Below are 15,492 nucleotides of genomic sequence, written 5' to 3'. Positions count from 1 at the left end.
CGAGCCGCTGGGCCGAACGCGAGCCGCTGGGCCGAGCACGAGCCGCTGGGCCGAGCGCGAGCCGTCGGCGGACCGAATGCGATCCGACACGGCCCGGGCGCGATCCGACACGGCCCCGCGGCGCGATCCGACACGGCCCCGCGGCGCGATCCGACACGGCCCGACACGGCCCAACACGGCCCGCGGCACGACCCGACACGGCCCGCGGCGCGATCCGACGCGGGCGGGTGCGAGCCGGGTGGGCAAGGCGAGGCGTTGGACTCGGACGGGATGAACCGTGGCCGAGGACTCCGGCGCTGGTCGGCCTAGGGCCCCGGCGCTGGTCGGGAGGGTCCCCGCGCTGGACGGAACGGAGAGTCGTTCCGGCCAGGAGTGCGTCAGGAGTCGGACTGACCAATTGATAGCCGGCTGTCTCCTGGTGCGGCGTCGGAAGCTCCATGTCGGACAGTGCCTCTGGAAGGTTGGCACTCCATTGATGCCGTCCAGGGAGAAGTCGGCCGGGTTGTCGCGCTGGAGGTGGAAGCCGCTGTCGGCGGTGCCGCAGTCCGAGATCTCAGGAGGATCACCAGGCCAGGCCGGACGGCACCCCCCGAGAGAGCGGGACGAACGCCACGCAGGAAGAACTGGACGGAAGCCACGCCGAGAGCGCGGGGCAAACGCTACGCCCAAGGCCCAGGACGGACCGCCCCACAGGGAAAGCAGGACGACCGCCACCCGGCGAGAACAGGACGACCGCCACCCGGCGAGAACAGGACGACCACCGCCCGGCGAGGACGAGACGGCCGCCGGGTTCGGGTGTGGCGGCCGTCTCGGTCGGATTGGCAGGTGGGGTGAGTCGTGAGTCAGGCGGTGGACGTAGTTATGGCGGTGACGTCGAGGAGCGCGAGGCCGACCGTCCCGGTCGGATTGGCGGGAGGGTCGAGTCGAGAGTCAGGCGGTGGAGGTGGTTACGGCGGTGACGTCGAGGAGGCCGGCGAGGAGGGCGAGGGCGGCGGGGATGATGCGGTAGTAGACCCATGTTCCGCGGCGGTCGCTGTCGACCAGGCCGGCTTCGCGGAGGACCTTCAGGTGGTGGGAGATCGTCGGGCCGGTCAGGTCGAACGATCCGGTGAGATCGCAGACGCACACCTCGCCGCCGCCGGCGGAGGCGATCATGGAGAGTAGGCGCAGTCGGACCGGGTCGCCCAGGGCTTTGAACATCGGGGCGAACGCGCGCGCCTGATCGGCTGCTAGGGGTCGGCTCATCACGGGTGCCCATACCCCCGACAGCGATGTCATCTCGATGGAAGTGCTCGGCATGCGCCCACCATTGCAGAGCTAGGCAAGTCCGCGACGCCAGAATTCCGACAGGCCGTCGCTTCTGGTGGGCCTACCGCCGCGTAGCGCCAGAATGCATTTTCCGAATCGGGTATCTGGACCATGCGATCAGTCGTTATTACAAGGCCGTGAAAATGGTTAAGTCCGAGGTGGACAGTAGTGTGCGGGCACGGGAGCAGTGGTAGAGGCGGTGTAGAACGGCCTTAGTTGCAAATCGTGAAAGGTTCCCGGACGCACTCGAGTGGGCTAAGAATCACATTTTGTCTGCGCCACCCGATCGAGTGGACATGGTCACATGATGTCACGCGATGGGCTTCGAAAAAACCGCATCCAAGGGGCCGAGGCGCGTCGGTGCCGGTCATGCGAAGAGCCATTCGGGCAACATCATTGAGGATGTAGGGGCATGCCGACCGGATGTTCCGGCCAAGCGGGCCGGCGAGGTTGGCTGGCCTCACCGCACGGGATGCCAATCCGGGCGCCGCACGACCCGGTCGCGAAGGCAGCGTCAGACGCCACCCCAACAACCACAACCGCGCGAACACCATCCGTGCCGCGCGCAGCAAACGGGCTACGCCCGGAAACGGGCACGCCCGGAGCAGCGCACACCCAGGAACGAGCCCCTGCCCGGGAGCCGGGGCACGCCCAGGAACGACCCCCTGCTCGGGAGCGGGGCACGCCCAGGAACGAGCCACGCCCGGAGAACGCGGGCACACCCGGCGAACGGCGCACACCCAGAAGCGAGCCACGCCCGGGAACGGGGCGCCCCCACGAGCGAGCCGCCCCAGGAGCGTCTAGGCCTCCGCAAGACGGCTGATCGAGCCGCATGCGCTCCGCGCGAGACAGCTCGGGCGGGCGCGTCGGCGGCCCCCACACCGTGTGAGCCGAGGCGGGCTAGTGGTCGGCTGCGAGCCGAGCCGGGCCAGTGGTTAGCCGCGAGCCGAGGCGGACTAGTGCTCGGCCGTGAGCCGAGGCGGACTAGTGCTCGGCCGCGAACCCAACCGAGCCAACGCTCAGCCGCGAACCCAACCGAGCCAACGCTCAGCCGCGAACCCAACCGAGCCAACGCTCAGCCGCGAACCCAACCGGACTAGTGGTCGGCGCCGTTCCAGTCTTGGCCTAGGCCTACCGAGACTTCGAGTGGGACGGATAGGGGGTAGGCGGCGCCCATTTCGCGGCGGACGAGGGTTTCGAGGGGTTCGCGTTCGCCCGGGGCGACGTCGAAGACGAGTTCGTCGTGGACCTGGAGGAGCATGCGGGAGGTCAGGCCCTCGGCGCGGATGGCGGCGTCGACGTGGAGCATGGCGACCTTGATGATGTCGGCGGCCGAGCCTTGGATGGGGGCGTTGAGGGCCATGCGCTCGGCCATTTCGCGGCGTTGGCGGTTGTCGCTGCTCAGGTCGGGCAGGTAGCGGCGGCGGCCGAGGATCGTCGCCGTGTAGCCGTCCTGGACGGCGCGGCGGACCACGGCCTGGAGGTAGTCGCGGACGCCGCCGAAGCGTTCGAAGTACTCGGTCATGAGGCCTCGGGCTTCCTCCGTGGAGATGCTGAGCTGGTTGCTCAGGCCGAAGGCGCTCAGGCCGTACGCGAGGCCGTAGTTCATGGCTTTGATCTTGCGTCGCTGGTCGGGGACGACCTCGTCGAGCGGGACGTGGAACACCGAGGAGGCGGTGGCGGCGTGGAAGTCGGCGCCGGAGTTGAAGGCCGCGATGAGTGCCTCGTCGCCGGAGAGGTGCGCCATGATGCGCATTTCGATCTGGCTGTAGTCAGCCGTCATCAGCGACTCGAAGCCCTCCCCCACGACGAAGGCGCGGCGGATGCGGCGGCCCTCCTCGGTGCGGATGGGGATGTTCTGCAGGTTGGGGTCGGTCGACGAGAGCCGGCCGGTGGCCGCCACGGTCTGGTTGAACGTGGTGTGGATGCGGCCGTCGTCGGAGACCGATTTGAGCAGGCCGTCCACGGTGGACTTGAGCTTGGCCACGTCGCGGTGCCGCAGCAGGTGTTCGAGCACCGGGTCGCCGGTCTGGGCGAACAGGCTCTGCAGCGCGTCGGCGTCGGTGGTGTAGCCGGACTTGATCTTCTTGGTCTTGGGGAGGTTGCGCTCGACGAAGAGGATCTCCTGGAGCTGCTTGGGCGAGCCGAGGTTGAACTCACGCCCGACCACCTCGTGCGCGGCCTGCTGTGCGGCCTTGACCTCGGCGGCGAAGTGCGCCTCGAGCTCGGACAGGTAGTCGGTGTCGGCCGCGATGCCGACGTGCTCCATCTCGCCCAGCACGATCTCGAGCGGCTGCTCCACCTCGGCGAGCAGGCGCTGGGAGGCGCCGTCGTCGCGGGAGAGCTCCTCGGTGAGGGTGTCGGCGAGGTCGAGGGTCGCGCGGGCGCGCAGCATCACGTTCTGCTCGGCGGCGCCCTCGTCGCCGAGACCACCGAGGCCGTCGAGGGTGAGCTGGCCGTTGTCGGGGACGTCGACGCGCAGCTCGCGCTTGAGGTAGCGCAGGGCGAGGTCGGTCAGGTCGTAGGCCCGCTGGTCGGGCTTGGCGAGGTAGGCGGCGAGGGCGGTGTCGACGCGGACGCCGTGCAGCGCCCAGCCGTGCGCGCGCAGCGCCAGCATCGCCGGCTTGGCGTCGTGAATGATCTTGGGGCGCTCCGGGTCGGCGAGCCAGGCGGCGACCGCCCGCTCGTCGCCCTCGTCGAGGGCGGCCGGGTCGAACCAGGCGGCCGGGCCGGCACCGGTGGCCACCGCGATGCCGGTCACCGTGCCGGTGCCGCGACCGAACTGGCCGGTGACGGCGACGCCGACGGGGGCCTCCTGGGCGTGCTCGGCCAGCCAGGCGGCCACCTCGTCGGGGCGCAGCACCGTGCCCGCGAGGTCGAAGCCGGACTCGGCCTCGGGCTCGACGGACTCGAGGTAGGAGTAGAGCCGCTCGCGCAGCACCCGGAACTCAAGCGCGTCGAAGACCTGGTGCACCGCCTCGCGGTCCCAGCCCTGCCACTTGACGTCCTCGGGGCGCAACGGCAGCTCGAGGTCGCAGACCAGCGCGTTGAGCTCGTAGTTGCGCATCACGTTGGCCAGGTGGGCGCGCAGGTTCTCGCCGGCCTTGCCCTTGATCTCGTCGACGTGGGCGACGATGCCGTCGAGGCCGCCGTACTGATTGATCCATTTGGCGGCGGTCTTGTCGCCGACGCCGGGGACGCCGGGAAGGTTGTCGCTCGTCTCGCCGACCAGCGCGGCCTTGTCGCGGTAGCGCTCGGGGGGCACGCCGTATTTGGCCTCGATGGCGTCGGGCGTCATGCGCCAGACCTCGGAGACGCCGCGCACGGGGTAGAGGATGGTGACGTGCTCGCCGGCGAGTTGGAAGGCGTCGCGGTCACCGGTGGAGATGACCACCTCGAAGCCGGCGTCGCGGGCCTGGCAGGAGAGGGTGCCGATGACGTCGTCGGCCTCGTAGCCGGGTTTCTCCACCACCGGGATGCGCAGCGCCTCGAGCACCTCCTTGACCAGGCTGACCTGGCCCTGGAACGGCTGCGGGGTCTCGGCGCGGCCGGCCTTGTATTCGGCGTATTTCTCGGTGCGGAACGACTGCCGCGAGACGTCGAACGCCACCACGATGTGGGTCGGCTTCTCGTCGCGCAGCATGTTGATCAGCATCGAGGTGAAGCCGAACACGGCGTTGGTCGGCTGCCCCGTCTGCGTGGAGAAATTCTCCACCGGCAGCGCGAAGAAGGCTCGGTAGGCCAGCGAGTGGCCATCGAGCAGCAGCAAGCGGGGGGTCTGTGCGTCGGCGCTCACGTCCGAGAACTCTAGTCCCGGGGTACGACAACTCCACCGACCGCCCCGCCTGCCGCCGAAGGCCTTCTTAGAGCACTTTGCTCAGGAATGCCTTCGTACGTTCCTGCTGCGGGTTGCCGATGACCTCCCGCGGCGGGCCCTGCTCGACCACGACGCCGCCGTCCATGAAGATCAGCGAGTCGCCCACCTCGCGGGCGAAGCCGATCTCGTGGGTCACGACGATCATGGTCATGCCGTCGCGGGCGAGGTCCTTCATGACGTCCAGCACCTCGCCGACGAGCTCAGGGTCGAGCGCACTGGTGGGCTCGTCGAAGAGCATCAGCTTGGGCCGCATCGCCAGCGCCCGGGCGATCGCGACCCGCTGCTGCTGGCCGCCGGAGAGCTGACCGGGGTAGTTCTCCTTCTTGGCGCCGAGACCGACGCGGTCGAGGAGGGCGACCGCGCGGTCGCGTACCTCGGACCTGTTCTCCCGCTTGACCCGGCAGGGAGCTTCCATGACGTTGTCGAGGACCGTCATGTGCGGGAAGAGGTTGAACCGCTGGAACACCATGCCGATGGACCGGCGCTGCGCAGCGACCTCCTTCTCCTTCAGCTCGTGCAGCTTGCCGCCACGCTCCCGGTAGCCGATCAGGTCGCCGTCCACGAAGATGCGGCCGGCGTTGATCTTCTCCAGGTGGTTGATGCAGCGCAGGAAGGTCGACTTGCCCGAGCCCGAGGGGCCGAGCACGCAGGACACCTCGCCCTTCTTGACGACCAGGTCGACACCCTTGAGGACTTCGAGGGAGCCGAAGGACTTGTGCACGTTGTCGGCGCGCACCATCTCGTCCGTCATATCCCGCCTCCTCCTCCGATGTTTCTGGGCCCGGCGTAGGGCGGGATTCCGCCTGTTTCGGCGGCGATGCCCGCCAGCTTCTGCTGGGCCTTGCCGGCCGCACCGTAACCCTTGCTGAAGTGTCGCTCGACGAAGAACTGCACCACCATCAGCACGCTGCAGATGATCAGGTACCAGAGGACCGCCGCGATCAGCACCGGCAGCACCACGAAGGTCCGCGACTTGATCGCGGTGAGCTGGAAGAACAGCTCACCGGCTACGGGTACGAACGCGACAAGTGACGTGTCCTTGACCATGGCGATGATCTCGTTGCCGGTGGGCGGCACGATCACCCGCATGGCCTGCGGCAGCACGACCCGGCGCAGCACCTGCCCGCGGGACAGCCCCAGCGCCACAGCGGCCTCGCTCTGACCGGGGTCGACCGACTGGATGCCGGCGCGCACGATCTCGGCCATGTACGCCGCCTCGGACAGCCCCAGCGCCAGCATGCCGGCGACGAAACCGGCCAGCAGGTCACTCGCCTTGATGCTGTAGAACTGCCCGTTGAAGTTGTCGATGCCGAACAGCTGGCCGATCTGCTTGTCGAACGGCAGACCGAAGCCGATCCGCGAGTACAGGATGTTCAGGTTGCCGAAGAGCACCGCCAGCACGAGCCGCGGCACCGCCCGGAAGAACCAGGTGTAACCGAAGGCCACGCCGCGCAGGATCGGGTTGTCCGACAGCCGCATCACGGCGATGACGATGCCCAGCCCCACGCCGATGGCCATCGACGTGATGGTGAGCAGGATGGTGCCGCGCAGTCCCTCGAGCACCGGCCCGGTGAACATGGCACCGTTCTTGCCGGGCATGTACGAGGTGAAGATGAACGACCAGCGGAACTGATCGTTCGTGACCAGCATGTGGATGAACATCGCGGCGAGTACCGCGATCACCCCGATTGCCAGCCAGCGTCCCGGGTGCCGTACGGGCACGGCCTTGATGGCCTCCGGCCGTGCCCGTTCGGTCGTTGTCTGGTCGCTCATCCGCGGCTCAGGAAACCTGCGGGTTGACGGCCGGGTCGGTGATGGCGCCGGCCTCGACGCCCCACTTGCTGAGGATCGTCTTGTAGGTGCCGTCAGCGATCAGCGCCTCGAGCGCCTTCTCGATGGCCCCGCCGAACTCGGCCTGGTCCTTGGGCAGGACGTAGCCGTACGGCGCCGAGTCGTAGATGTCGCCGACCAGGGCCAGCTGGCCGTTGGTCTGCTTCACCGCGTACGCGCAGACCGGCGAGTCGGCCAGCATCGCGTCGTCCTTGCCGGTCACGACGGCGTTGGTGGCGTCGCTCTGGGCCTGGTACTGGTCGATGGTGATCTTCGCCTTGCCTGCCTCGGTGCACTTCTTGGAGCGGGCCGTGACGTCGTCGACCTGCACGGTGCCGGTCTGGACCGCGATCTTCTTGCCGCACACGTCGTCGGCGTTGATCGTCGTGCCGGCCTTGGCCGCCCACTGGGTACCGGCGGAGAAGTAGGAGACCATCGTGGTCTCCTTCATCCGCTCGGCGTTGACGGTGAACGACGAGACGCCGATGTTGTACTTCTTGCTGGTGACCCCCGGGATAATGCCGTCGAAGGTCGACGACTGCCACTCGGTCTTGAGGCCGAGCTTCTGCGCGACCGCGTTGAACAGGTCGACGTCGACGCCCTTGACCGTCTTGCCGTCCGCGTCGAGGAACTCGTTCGGCGCGTACGTGGAGTCCGTACCGATGATGATCTTTCCGGCCGACTTGATCTCGGCCGGAACCTTGTCGGCCAGCGCGGTGTCGGCGGAAGCGGCCGGGACGGGGGTGCCCGAGCCTGTCTCGTCGCTGGACTCCTTGCCACAGGCGGCGAGCGACACGGTCATCGCGGCCGCGACGGCCAGGCCGAAGGCCGCACGACGACCAGATGAGATGCGGAACATCGTCAAATACTCCTTATGCGGGGGGTGGTTAAGCAACGCCGAGATAGGCGTCCTTCACCGAGGGGTCGTGCAACAGTTCGGCGCCGGTGCCGGTCTTTACGATGCGGCCGGTCTCCAGCACGTACGCGCGGTGCGCCCGCGACAGTGCCTGCTGCGCGTTCTGTTCCACCAGGAGGACCGTCGTGCCCTGCTGGTTGATCTCGACGATGATGTCGAAGATCTGCTGGATCAACATCGGCGCGAGGCCCATCGACGGCTCGTCGAGCAGCAGCAGCTTCGGCCGGCTCATCAGCGCGCGACCGACTGCCAGCATCTGCTGCTCACCGCCGGACATCGTGCCGCCGACCTGCTTCTCGCGCTCCTTGAGCCGAGGGAACAGGCTGAACGCACGATCCATGTCCTCGTTGATCTCGGACCTGTTCCGGCGGGTGTAGGCGCCCATCTCCAGGTTCTCGCGAACCGTCATGCCCGGGAAGATGCCCCGGCCCTCGGGCGACTGCGACACGCCCCGGACGACCCGCAGGTCGGCACGCATTTTGGTGATGTCCTCACCGTCGAAAATGATGCGCCCCTCGGCCACCGGGCGCAAGCCCGAAATCGCCCGCATTGTCGTCGACTTTCCGGCACCGTTCGCGCCGATCAGGGCGACAATCTCACCCTGTCCGACGGTCAGGCTGATGCCGTGGAGGGCCTGGATGCGGCCGTACAGCAGCGTCAAGTCATGCAACTCAAGCAGCATCGGTCGGGACCCCCAGATACGCAGCGATCACAGCCGGGTTGTCCCGCACCTCGGCGGGCGTACCCTCGGCGATCTTCTTGCCGAACTCCAGCACCACGATCCGGTCGGTGACGCCCATGACCAGGCGCATGTCATGCTCGATGAGCAGCACGGTCACCCCGGTGTCACGGATCTTGCGGATCAGGGCGAGCAGCTCTTCCTTCTCCGCCGGGTTGAAGCCCGCCGCCGGCTCGTCGAGGCACAGCAGCGTCGGGTTCGTCGCCAACGCGCGGGCGATCTCCAGACGGCGCTGCTCGCCGTACGACAGGTTGCGCGAGACGTCCCCGGCCCGGTGGGCGATGCCCACGAAGCGCAGCAGTTCCAGGGACTTGGCCCGGCCCGACTTCTCCTCGTTCCAGTGCCGCGGCAGGCGGAAGAGGGCGCTGATGACGCTGGTCTTGTGGTGGGCGTCCGCGCCCACCATCACGTTCTCCAGCGCCGTCATCTCGGGGAACAGCCGCACGTTCTGGAAGGTGCGGGCGATGCCGCCCCGGGTGATCTCGTGCTTCTTCTTGCCGACGATCGACTCACCGTTGAAGCGGATCGCTCCGCTGGTGGGCCGGTAGACGCCGGTCATCGCGTTGAAGCAGGTGGTCTTGCCGGCACCGTTCGGGCCGATCAGACCGAAGATCTCACCCCTGCGCAGGCTGAAGCTGACGTCGTTGAGCGCCACGACGCCGCCGAAGCGCAGCGTGACGTTCTGGACCTCGAGCAGCGCGTCGCTGGCGCCGCCCTGCGGCGGCGGAGCGCCGCCCGACGACTTGCCGCCGGTCGGGATGGCCCGGTCGACCGGACGCGCGTTCGCCTCGTCGAGCTCCTGCGGAGTCTCGATGTGTGGCTCGCTCACTGGGGAGCCACCTCCTTCTCACGGTCCTTGAGCTCCATCGCGCGACGGCGGCTCGGGATCAGGCCCTGCGGCCGGTAGATCATGATCGCGAGGATCACCAGGCCGAAGATCGCGAAGCGGTATTCGTACAGATCGGTGTCCCAGATCGGGTCCTTGATGCCGCGCAGGCGGTCCGGAATGTACGAGATCAGCGCACCGCCGAGGATCGCTCCGAAGATGTTGCCGGAGCCACCCATGACGACACCCGCCAGCACCAGGATCGAGAACTGGAGGACGAACGTCTGCGAGTTCATGAAGCCCTGCTGGCCGGCGAACATCACGCCGCCCAGGCCACCGATGAACGCGCCGATCGCGAACGCCCACAGCTTGTACTTGATCGTCCGCACGCCCATGATCTCGGCGGCTTCCTCGTCCTCGCGGATGGCGAGCCACGAGCGGCCGACCCGGCTGCGGTCCAGGTTCTGCACGCCCAGGATGACCAGGATGACCACGGTGAGACCGAGCCAGTAGTACGGCGTCGCGTCCGCCACGCCGAAGATCGGCTTGCCGTCGGCGTACGTGCCCGGCGGGTGCGGGATGCTCGAGAAGCCCCGGTCACCGCGCAGCGTCTCCGAGCTCGTCGCGAAGATGCGGATGATCTCGGCGAAGCCGAGCGTCACGATCGCCAGGTAGTCGCCGCGCAGCCGCAGCGTCGGCCAGCCGAGCAGCAGACCGGAGAGCATCGTGATCGCCAGCGCGACCGGGATGGCCGCCACCCAGCCCCACTCCGTCTTCAGGACGCTGTCCGGCGAGGTCAGCATCGCGACGGTGTAGGCACCGACCGCGAAGAAGCCGACGTAGCCGAGGTCCAGCAGGCCCGCGAAGCCGACCACCACGTTGAGGCCGAGGGCCAGCAGCACGTAGTACGACATGTTGAACAGGGCGCTCGACCAGTCGATGCCCTGGGTGATGACCTGCGGGCCGAGAACCGGCACCTGGCCGACGTACGGCAGCAGGTAGGCCACCAGCGCGAACACGACCGACAGGCCCACCCGGACGGCCCAGTGCTGCCGGCCGAACCAGCCGCGGGTACCGCCCGACTCTCGCCAGTTCTTCTTCACCGGCGCGGGAGCCGAAGTCACAGTTGCCTCGCTCATGCTCGGGCCCTCCCGAGAGACTCGCCCAGCAGGCCCGTCGGGCGGACCAGCAGGATCAACACCAGCAGCACGAACGACGCGGCATGCAGCCACTCCGTGCCGAGCAGGCCGGCCGCGTAGTTCTGCAGCACGCCCAGCAGCAGACCGCCCAGAAGGGCGCCCCGGAGGTTACCGATACCGCCGAGCACCGCCGCGGTGAACGCCTCGATGCCGAGCAGGAAGCCGGCGTCGTACTTGGTGACGCCGATCTTCAGGTCGTACATCACCGCCGCCACGCCGGCCATCAGGCCGCCGAGGAGGAAGACGAGCGCGATCACCCGGTTCTTGTTGACGCCCATGAGCGCCGCGCTGTCGGGGTTCTGCGCCACCGCGCGGATGCCCCGGCCCATCCGGGAACGGTTGATGAAGCGGTCGAGCACGAACATCATCACGAGCGCCAGCACGATGATCAGAATCTGGAGATTCGTCACGTGCATGTTGCCGATCACGAAGACGTCGGTCGGCCGGATCAGCGGCGGGACGCCCATGACGCCACGCTTGGTGACCACGCCGACGGACTCGGCGATGAACAGCGAGGCCCCGATCGCGGTGATCAGGAACGCCAGCGGCGGCGCGTTGCGCTTGCGCAGCGGCCGGTACGCGACGAGCTCCACGCCGAGCGCGGTAACGCCGGATATGACGATCGCGGCAACGAGGCCCAGCAGAAGCAGGCCGATCACCGAGAAAACGTTGGGAGTAACCGAGTTCTGGTCCAGCCCGAACATGCCCCACACCACGAGACAGGCGTAGGAACCGAGCAGGAAGACCTCGGAATGAGCAAAGTTGATGAGGCGAAGCACGCCGTAGACGAGGGTGTAGCCGAGCGCGAACAAAGCGATGATCGCGCCCTGGGCCAGACCCGTGATCGTGAGCGGCCCGAAGTTCTCAATCAGACCGGAGAAGTTCACAAGGGGCTCCTGAAACGAGAAGGTCGGTGCGGCCGGAGATCATCCGGCCACACCGGCCCTACAGCGAGTTACCAGAGAATCAGGCGGTCTTGATCTCTTGGTCCGCGATCGTGTTGCCCGACGCGTCGAACTTGAACGCCCAGACCTTGATGGACGCCGGGTCCAGCTCACCGGTCGCGGTGAACTTGTATACGTTGGCGATACCGGTGTAGTTCACCGACGACAAGTAGGTGTTCATCTTCTCGGTCGTCGTGTTGCCCGCCTCGATGCCGGCGAGGTAGATGTTGGCGGCGTCGTACGCGACGTCACTGTACGTACCGGCGTCGACGTTCCACTTCGCCTTGTAGTCGGCGACGAACGTGCCGCCCGCCTTCTCCGGCGGGGAGCAGGGGCAGGTCACGACCGTGCCCACGGCGTTGGCGTTACCCGCGGCCTTGGCCAGACCCGGGTCCTTCATGCCGTCGCCACCGACCAGCGTCCCCTTCCAGTTCGCAGCGGTGAGCTGCTTACGGATGAGGCCGGCGTTCTGGTAGTAGCCGCCGTAGAACATCGCCGTCGCCTTGGAGGCGATGACCTTCTGCACGACCGTCGAGAAGTCGGTCTGCTTGCCGTCCGCCTCGGTCTTGTCGGTCTGAACGACCTTGGCGCCGAGCTTCGCCTTCACCACGTCGGCCAGGCCCGCACCGTACGCGGACTGGTCGTCGGCGACGAAGACCTTCTCGGCCTTCAGCACGTCGCTGATGTAGCTCGCGGCCGCCGGGCCCTGCGAGTCGTCGTTCGCGACCGCGCGGTGGAACGTCTTCCAGCCCTTGGAGGACAGGGAGGTGCGCGTCGCGGACGGGGTGATCGTCGGGATGCCGGCCTCTTCGAAGATCGGGTCCGCGGCCTCGGACTCACCCGAGAACGGCGGGCCCACGATGCCCAGGATCTTCTTGTTGGCGACGAGGCTACGAGCGACACCAGGTGCGATGGCCGGCTCGCCCTGCGAGTCGAACTTCTGCACCTTGATGCACTCGGAACCCTTCTTGGTGTTGTACTGCTGGACCGCGAGCTCGAAGCCCTGCTCGATGTTGACACCGAGGTTCGCGGCGGATCCCGTCAGGGCGCCGAAGAACGCGAGCTCGTAGCCACAGTTGCCGCCGCCGGCCTTGGTTTCAGTGCTGCTGCTGCTGTTGCAAGCAGCGGCACCGGCGACGAGGCCGATCACGGCCAGTCCGCCGATGGCTCGTGCGAGAACCTGCCTCAAGGTTGGAACCCTCCTCCATACCGAACCCACCGAGCCACCGCAGGTCGATTGGCACTTGCAGTGCTCCACGACACAACGCCGCCCGTCATGGGGCCGGACGCTATCCCACCTTCCGGTGAACTCGTAAGGGTTCACACGGGCATTCACCGAACCGTTACGTCCGGTGATGCCAGAACGAGAAAGGTGTAACAAACAGGCAGTGCGTGGGACAGGTGCGGTTACTCAGCGGTAGGTTCGGAGGGCTCTCCGCTCTCGGCGAGGATGCGGTCGGCGACCTCACGCATCGTCATCCGGTGATCCATCGCGGTGCGCTGGATCCACTTGAACGCCTGCGGCTCGGTCATCGAATACTTCGTCATGAGCTCGCCCTTGGCGCGCTCGACCGACTTCCGCGTCTCCAGCCTGTCGGTCAGGCCCGCGACCTCGGACTCCAGCGCGGCGATCTCGGCATAGCGGGAGAGCGCGATCTCGATAGCCGGCACCAGGTCCGACTTCTGGAACGGCTTCACGAGGTATGCCATGGCGCCGGCGGCCCGCGCCCGCTCCACCAGATCGCGCTGGCTGAAGGCGGTCAGGATGACCACCGGGGCGATCCGCCCGCCGGCGATCCGCTCGGCGGCGGCCAGGCCGTCCATGATCGGCATCTTGATGTCGAGAATGACGAGATCCGGCGTCAGCTCCTCGGCCAGTCGCACGGCGGTCTCGCCGTCACCGGCCTCCCCGACGACCTCGTAACCCTCCTCCACGAGCATCTCGGCCAGATCCAGCCGAATGAGGGCCTCGTCCTCGGCGATCAAAACCCGCCTGCGCTCGGCACCCGCCTGCGTGTCGCCCACGGATCTCCTACCCCCATTGCTCTGCGAAGTCGTGACACCCGTGTGTCCGGATATCACCTCCGACAGCGTAGTAGGTGCCGCCGCCCAGGCTCGTGGCGCGTTGACCCGGGCCAGCGAGCACCAGGCGCCTCCGCGGCACCTCCTCGACACTCCGGTATCCGGATGTCCCACCAGTCGCCCGAGTGGGTAGTGTGTACTCCGGCTCGGCGATGACCGGGCCTGACTCGTCCCCGTAGACCAATCGGCAGAGTCGATGGACTCAAAATCCATTCAGTGTGGGTTCGAATCCCACCGGGGACACCGACACCACACCCCGCCGCAGAAGTCCCGGTTTTCCGGGAAAGGCCGGCTCGGCGCTGTCCTCGGTGTTGTCATGGCAGTACCAGTACTGCCAGGAGGCTTCATGTTGTGGTCCGGCTCGTCGCCCCTGACCGTCGTGCGTGACGGGATGTGGGGATTCCTTCTGCTCGCCGGCGTGGGATGGCTGGCGATCTCCTGGAGCGTGCTCCGCCTCGAGCCCGCCGACATCGCGAACGTAGCCGGTCCGGTGGTGCTGTTCGCGGCGGTGACCGAGGTGGTGCGCGCCCTCGCCGGGACCCGGACCTGGTGGCTGAACGCGGGCATGGCCCTGCTGTTCGTCGCGACCGGGATGGTCCTGATCCTCGACCGCGGCGAGTCGTGGACGACCCCGGCCGCGCTCATCGGCTGGTACCTCATGGTGCGGGGCGCTGCGGACGTCGCCATCTCGATGATGACGCGGGAAACCGACCGGATCTGGGGCCTGCTCACCGTCGTCGGCCTCGTCGAGCTCGGGCTGGGCTTCTTCGCCGCCGGCTCTTTCGCGCGTACGGCGGAAATGGTCGCCGTGATCCTCGGCGGAGCGGCGCTGATCCGGGGGGTCGCCGACCTGGTGGCGTCCCTGCGGCTGCGCGAGGCGTCGGCGTCGGCACGGGCCGGGCGACTGCTGGACCTGCCCGCGGAGCGCGCCGTCGGAGTAGCCGGCTATTCGGCGGGCATGACGGATTTCGAAGACGCGCCGGCGCAGGAGTCGCGGGCACGGCACCGGGCCATGCCTCGGACGTCCGCCGCCGGCATGCACGATCTTTCCGGCCCATCGCCGGCTTCGCCCGGGGACCGGACGAAGCCCGCCGGCGGCCGGACGGGCAGCTTCCACGACGAGGTGCTGCGGACCACCGCGGACCTGGACGCGATGCTGGCGCTGGCCGGCGTGACCGGCACGGAACCGGCGAATTCGGCCGCTCACGCCGAGGCGGAGCGGGTCCAGGTGCCGGACACCCCCGAGGGCGCGGAGCTGCCGAGGCGGACGCCGGGCGCGGAGCCGTCGGGGCGGGCGGAGATCGGGTCGCGGCCCAGCGGCGCGCACGCCGCCGAGTGGACCGGCGCGGCCGAGGGAACGACACAGGCCGCCGCACCGGAGAGCGCGGGCTGGCAGAACCCGTCCGGGACCCAGCGGGCTCCCGGGCCGACCGGCGCCGCGACGGGCACCGGCACCACGGGCGGCGCGGGGTTCCCCGGGAACGCCGCGAGCAACTTCGGGCCGCCCGCCAACGCCGCGAGCAACTTCGGGCCGCCGGCGTACGCCTCCGGCAATGTCGCGATGCCCTCCACCGCGGGCGGTTCCGGGATGCCGGCGGCCGGGCGGCCACCGCAGAGCGACGAAGCGTTGCCCCTGTTGGACCCGACGGCACAGGCGGCGCGGGCCGCGATGCCCGGCATGGACGACACGTCGATCATCACCCGAGGGCGGCTGGTGGACTGATCTCCCCTGCCCGCCGGAGTGGGACCAGCATGACGGCCAGTCGCCGGG

The 15,492-nt window shown here is 68.3% G+C and carries 12 protein-coding genes and 1 tRNA gene; 2 read left to right on the top strand and 11 right to left on the bottom strand.

Annotated features, from left to right (window positions below; genetic code table 11):
- Positions 1-930 precede the first annotated feature (930 nt).
- The 11 genes from AB0M36_RS22185 to AB0M36_RS22135 all read right to left on the bottom strand — a co-directional run bounded on the left by AB0M36_RS22185 (position 931) and on the right by AB0M36_RS22135 (position 13,664).
- Positions 931-1,299, bottom strand: coding sequence for a metalloregulator ArsR/SmtB family transcription factor (locus AB0M36_RS22185; RefSeq protein WP_364160338.1), 369 nt, complete (start codon positions 1,297-1,299; stop codon positions 931-933).
- A gap of 1,105 nt (positions 1,300-2,404) precedes the next feature.
- Complete coding sequence (polA, locus tag AB0M36_RS22180; protein ID WP_364160336.1) at positions 2,405-5,104, bottom strand: DNA polymerase I; 2,700 nt, start codon at positions 5,102-5,104, stop codon at positions 2,405-2,407.
- Between the two features lie 67 nt (positions 5,105-5,171).
- Positions 5,172-5,936, bottom strand: a complete 765-nt coding sequence (locus AB0M36_RS22175) for an amino acid ABC transporter ATP-binding protein (protein ID WP_364160334.1) — start codon at positions 5,934-5,936, stop codon at positions 5,172-5,174.
- A complete protein-coding gene (locus tag AB0M36_RS22170; protein WP_364160332.1) occupies positions 5,933-6,958 on the bottom strand; it encodes an amino acid ABC transporter permease in 1,026 nt (341 codons plus the stop codon). The genes AB0M36_RS22175 and AB0M36_RS22170 overlap by 4 nt, the downstream gene beginning before the upstream one ends.
- A gap of 7 nt (positions 6,959-6,965) precedes the next feature.
- Positions 6,966-7,874 (bottom strand): ABC transporter substrate-binding protein, encoded by a 909-nt coding sequence (locus tag AB0M36_RS22165; RefSeq protein WP_364160330.1) that lies wholly within the window; start codon positions 7,872-7,874, stop codon positions 6,966-6,968.
- A 28-nt stretch (positions 7,875-7,902) separates the two neighbouring features.
- Entirely contained in the window at positions 7,903-8,613 is a 711-nt protein-coding gene (locus tag AB0M36_RS22160) for an ABC transporter ATP-binding protein (protein WP_364160328.1), read from the bottom strand.
- The gene (locus AB0M36_RS22155) at positions 8,603-9,367 is read right to left on the bottom strand and encodes an ABC transporter ATP-binding protein (RefSeq protein ID WP_364160427.1); all 765 of its coding nucleotides are present in this window, start codon (positions 9,365-9,367) and stop codon (positions 8,603-8,605) included. The genes AB0M36_RS22160 and AB0M36_RS22155 overlap by 11 nt, the downstream gene beginning before the upstream one ends.
- Positions 9,368-9,495: 128 nt before the next feature.
- Positions 9,496-10,635, bottom strand: a complete 1,140-nt coding sequence (locus AB0M36_RS22150; protein ID WP_364160326.1) for a branched-chain amino acid ABC transporter permease — start codon at positions 10,633-10,635, stop codon at positions 9,496-9,498.
- The gene (locus AB0M36_RS22145) at positions 10,632-11,582 is read right to left on the bottom strand and encodes a branched-chain amino acid ABC transporter permease (protein WP_364160324.1); all 951 of its coding nucleotides are present in this window, start codon (positions 11,580-11,582) and stop codon (positions 10,632-10,634) included. The genes AB0M36_RS22150 and AB0M36_RS22145 overlap by 4 nt, the downstream gene beginning before the upstream one ends.
- Before the next feature lie 79 nt (positions 11,583-11,661).
- Positions 11,662-12,828, bottom strand: a complete 1,167-nt coding sequence (locus AB0M36_RS22140; protein ID WP_364160322.1) for a branched-chain amino acid ABC transporter substrate-binding protein — start codon at positions 12,826-12,828, stop codon at positions 11,662-11,664.
- Positions 12,829-13,046: 218 nt separating this feature from the next.
- Entirely contained in the window at positions 13,047-13,664 is a 618-nt protein-coding gene (locus AB0M36_RS22135) for a response regulator (protein WP_364160320.1), read from the bottom strand.
- Positions 13,665-13,890: 226 nt separating this feature from the next.
- On the opposite strand from AB0M36_RS22135, the gene AB0M36_RS22130 reads away from it, so the two are divergent.
- A tRNA-Leu gene (locus tag AB0M36_RS22130) sits at positions 13,891-13,964 on the top strand.
- 103 nt (positions 13,965-14,067) lie between these two features.
- Positions 14,068-15,444: a hypothetical protein gene (locus AB0M36_RS22125; protein WP_364160318.1), complete on the top strand. Its 1,377-nt coding sequence runs from the start codon at positions 14,068-14,070 to the stop codon at positions 15,442-15,444.
- The last annotated feature ends 48 nt before the right edge of the window (positions 15,445-15,492 follow it).

The sequence above is a fragment of the Actinoplanes sp. NPDC051346 genome (assembly GCF_040682215.1).
Lineage (GTDB): Bacteria > Actinomycetota > Actinomycetes > Mycobacteriales > Micromonosporaceae > Actinoplanes.
The sequence above is the reverse complement of the archived record's forward strand: the minus strand, read 5'-3'. Positions and strand labels throughout refer to the sequence as shown.

Bases quoted from the DNA above. Each gene is read 5' to 3' on its own strand.
- AB0M36_RS22160 (WP_364160328.1), bottom strand. From the start codon at position 8,613: ATGCTGCTTGAGTTGCATGACTTGACGCTGCTGTACGGCCGCATCCAG.
- AB0M36_RS22165 (WP_364160330.1), bottom strand. From the start codon at position 7,874: ATGTTCCGCATCTCATCTGGTCGTCGTGCGGCCTTCGGCCTGGCCGTC.
- AB0M36_RS22175 (WP_364160334.1), bottom strand. From the start codon at position 5,936: ATGACGGACGAGATGGTGCGCGCCGACAACGTGCACAAGTCCTTCGGC.
- AB0M36_RS22185 (WP_364160338.1), bottom strand. From the start codon at position 1,299: ATGCCGAGCACTTCCATCGAGATGACATCGCTGTCGGGGGTATGGGCA.
- AB0M36_RS22150 (WP_364160326.1), bottom strand. From the start codon at position 10,635: ATGAGCGAGGCAACTGTGACTTCGGCTCCCGCGCCGGTGAAGAAGAAC.
- AB0M36_RS22125 (WP_364160318.1), top strand. From the start codon at position 14,068: ATGTTGTGGTCCGGCTCGTCGCCCCTGACCGTCGTGCGTGACGGGATG.
- AB0M36_RS22170 (WP_364160332.1), bottom strand. From the start codon at position 6,958: ATGAGCGACCAGACAACGACCGAACGGGCACGGCCGGAGGCCATCAAG.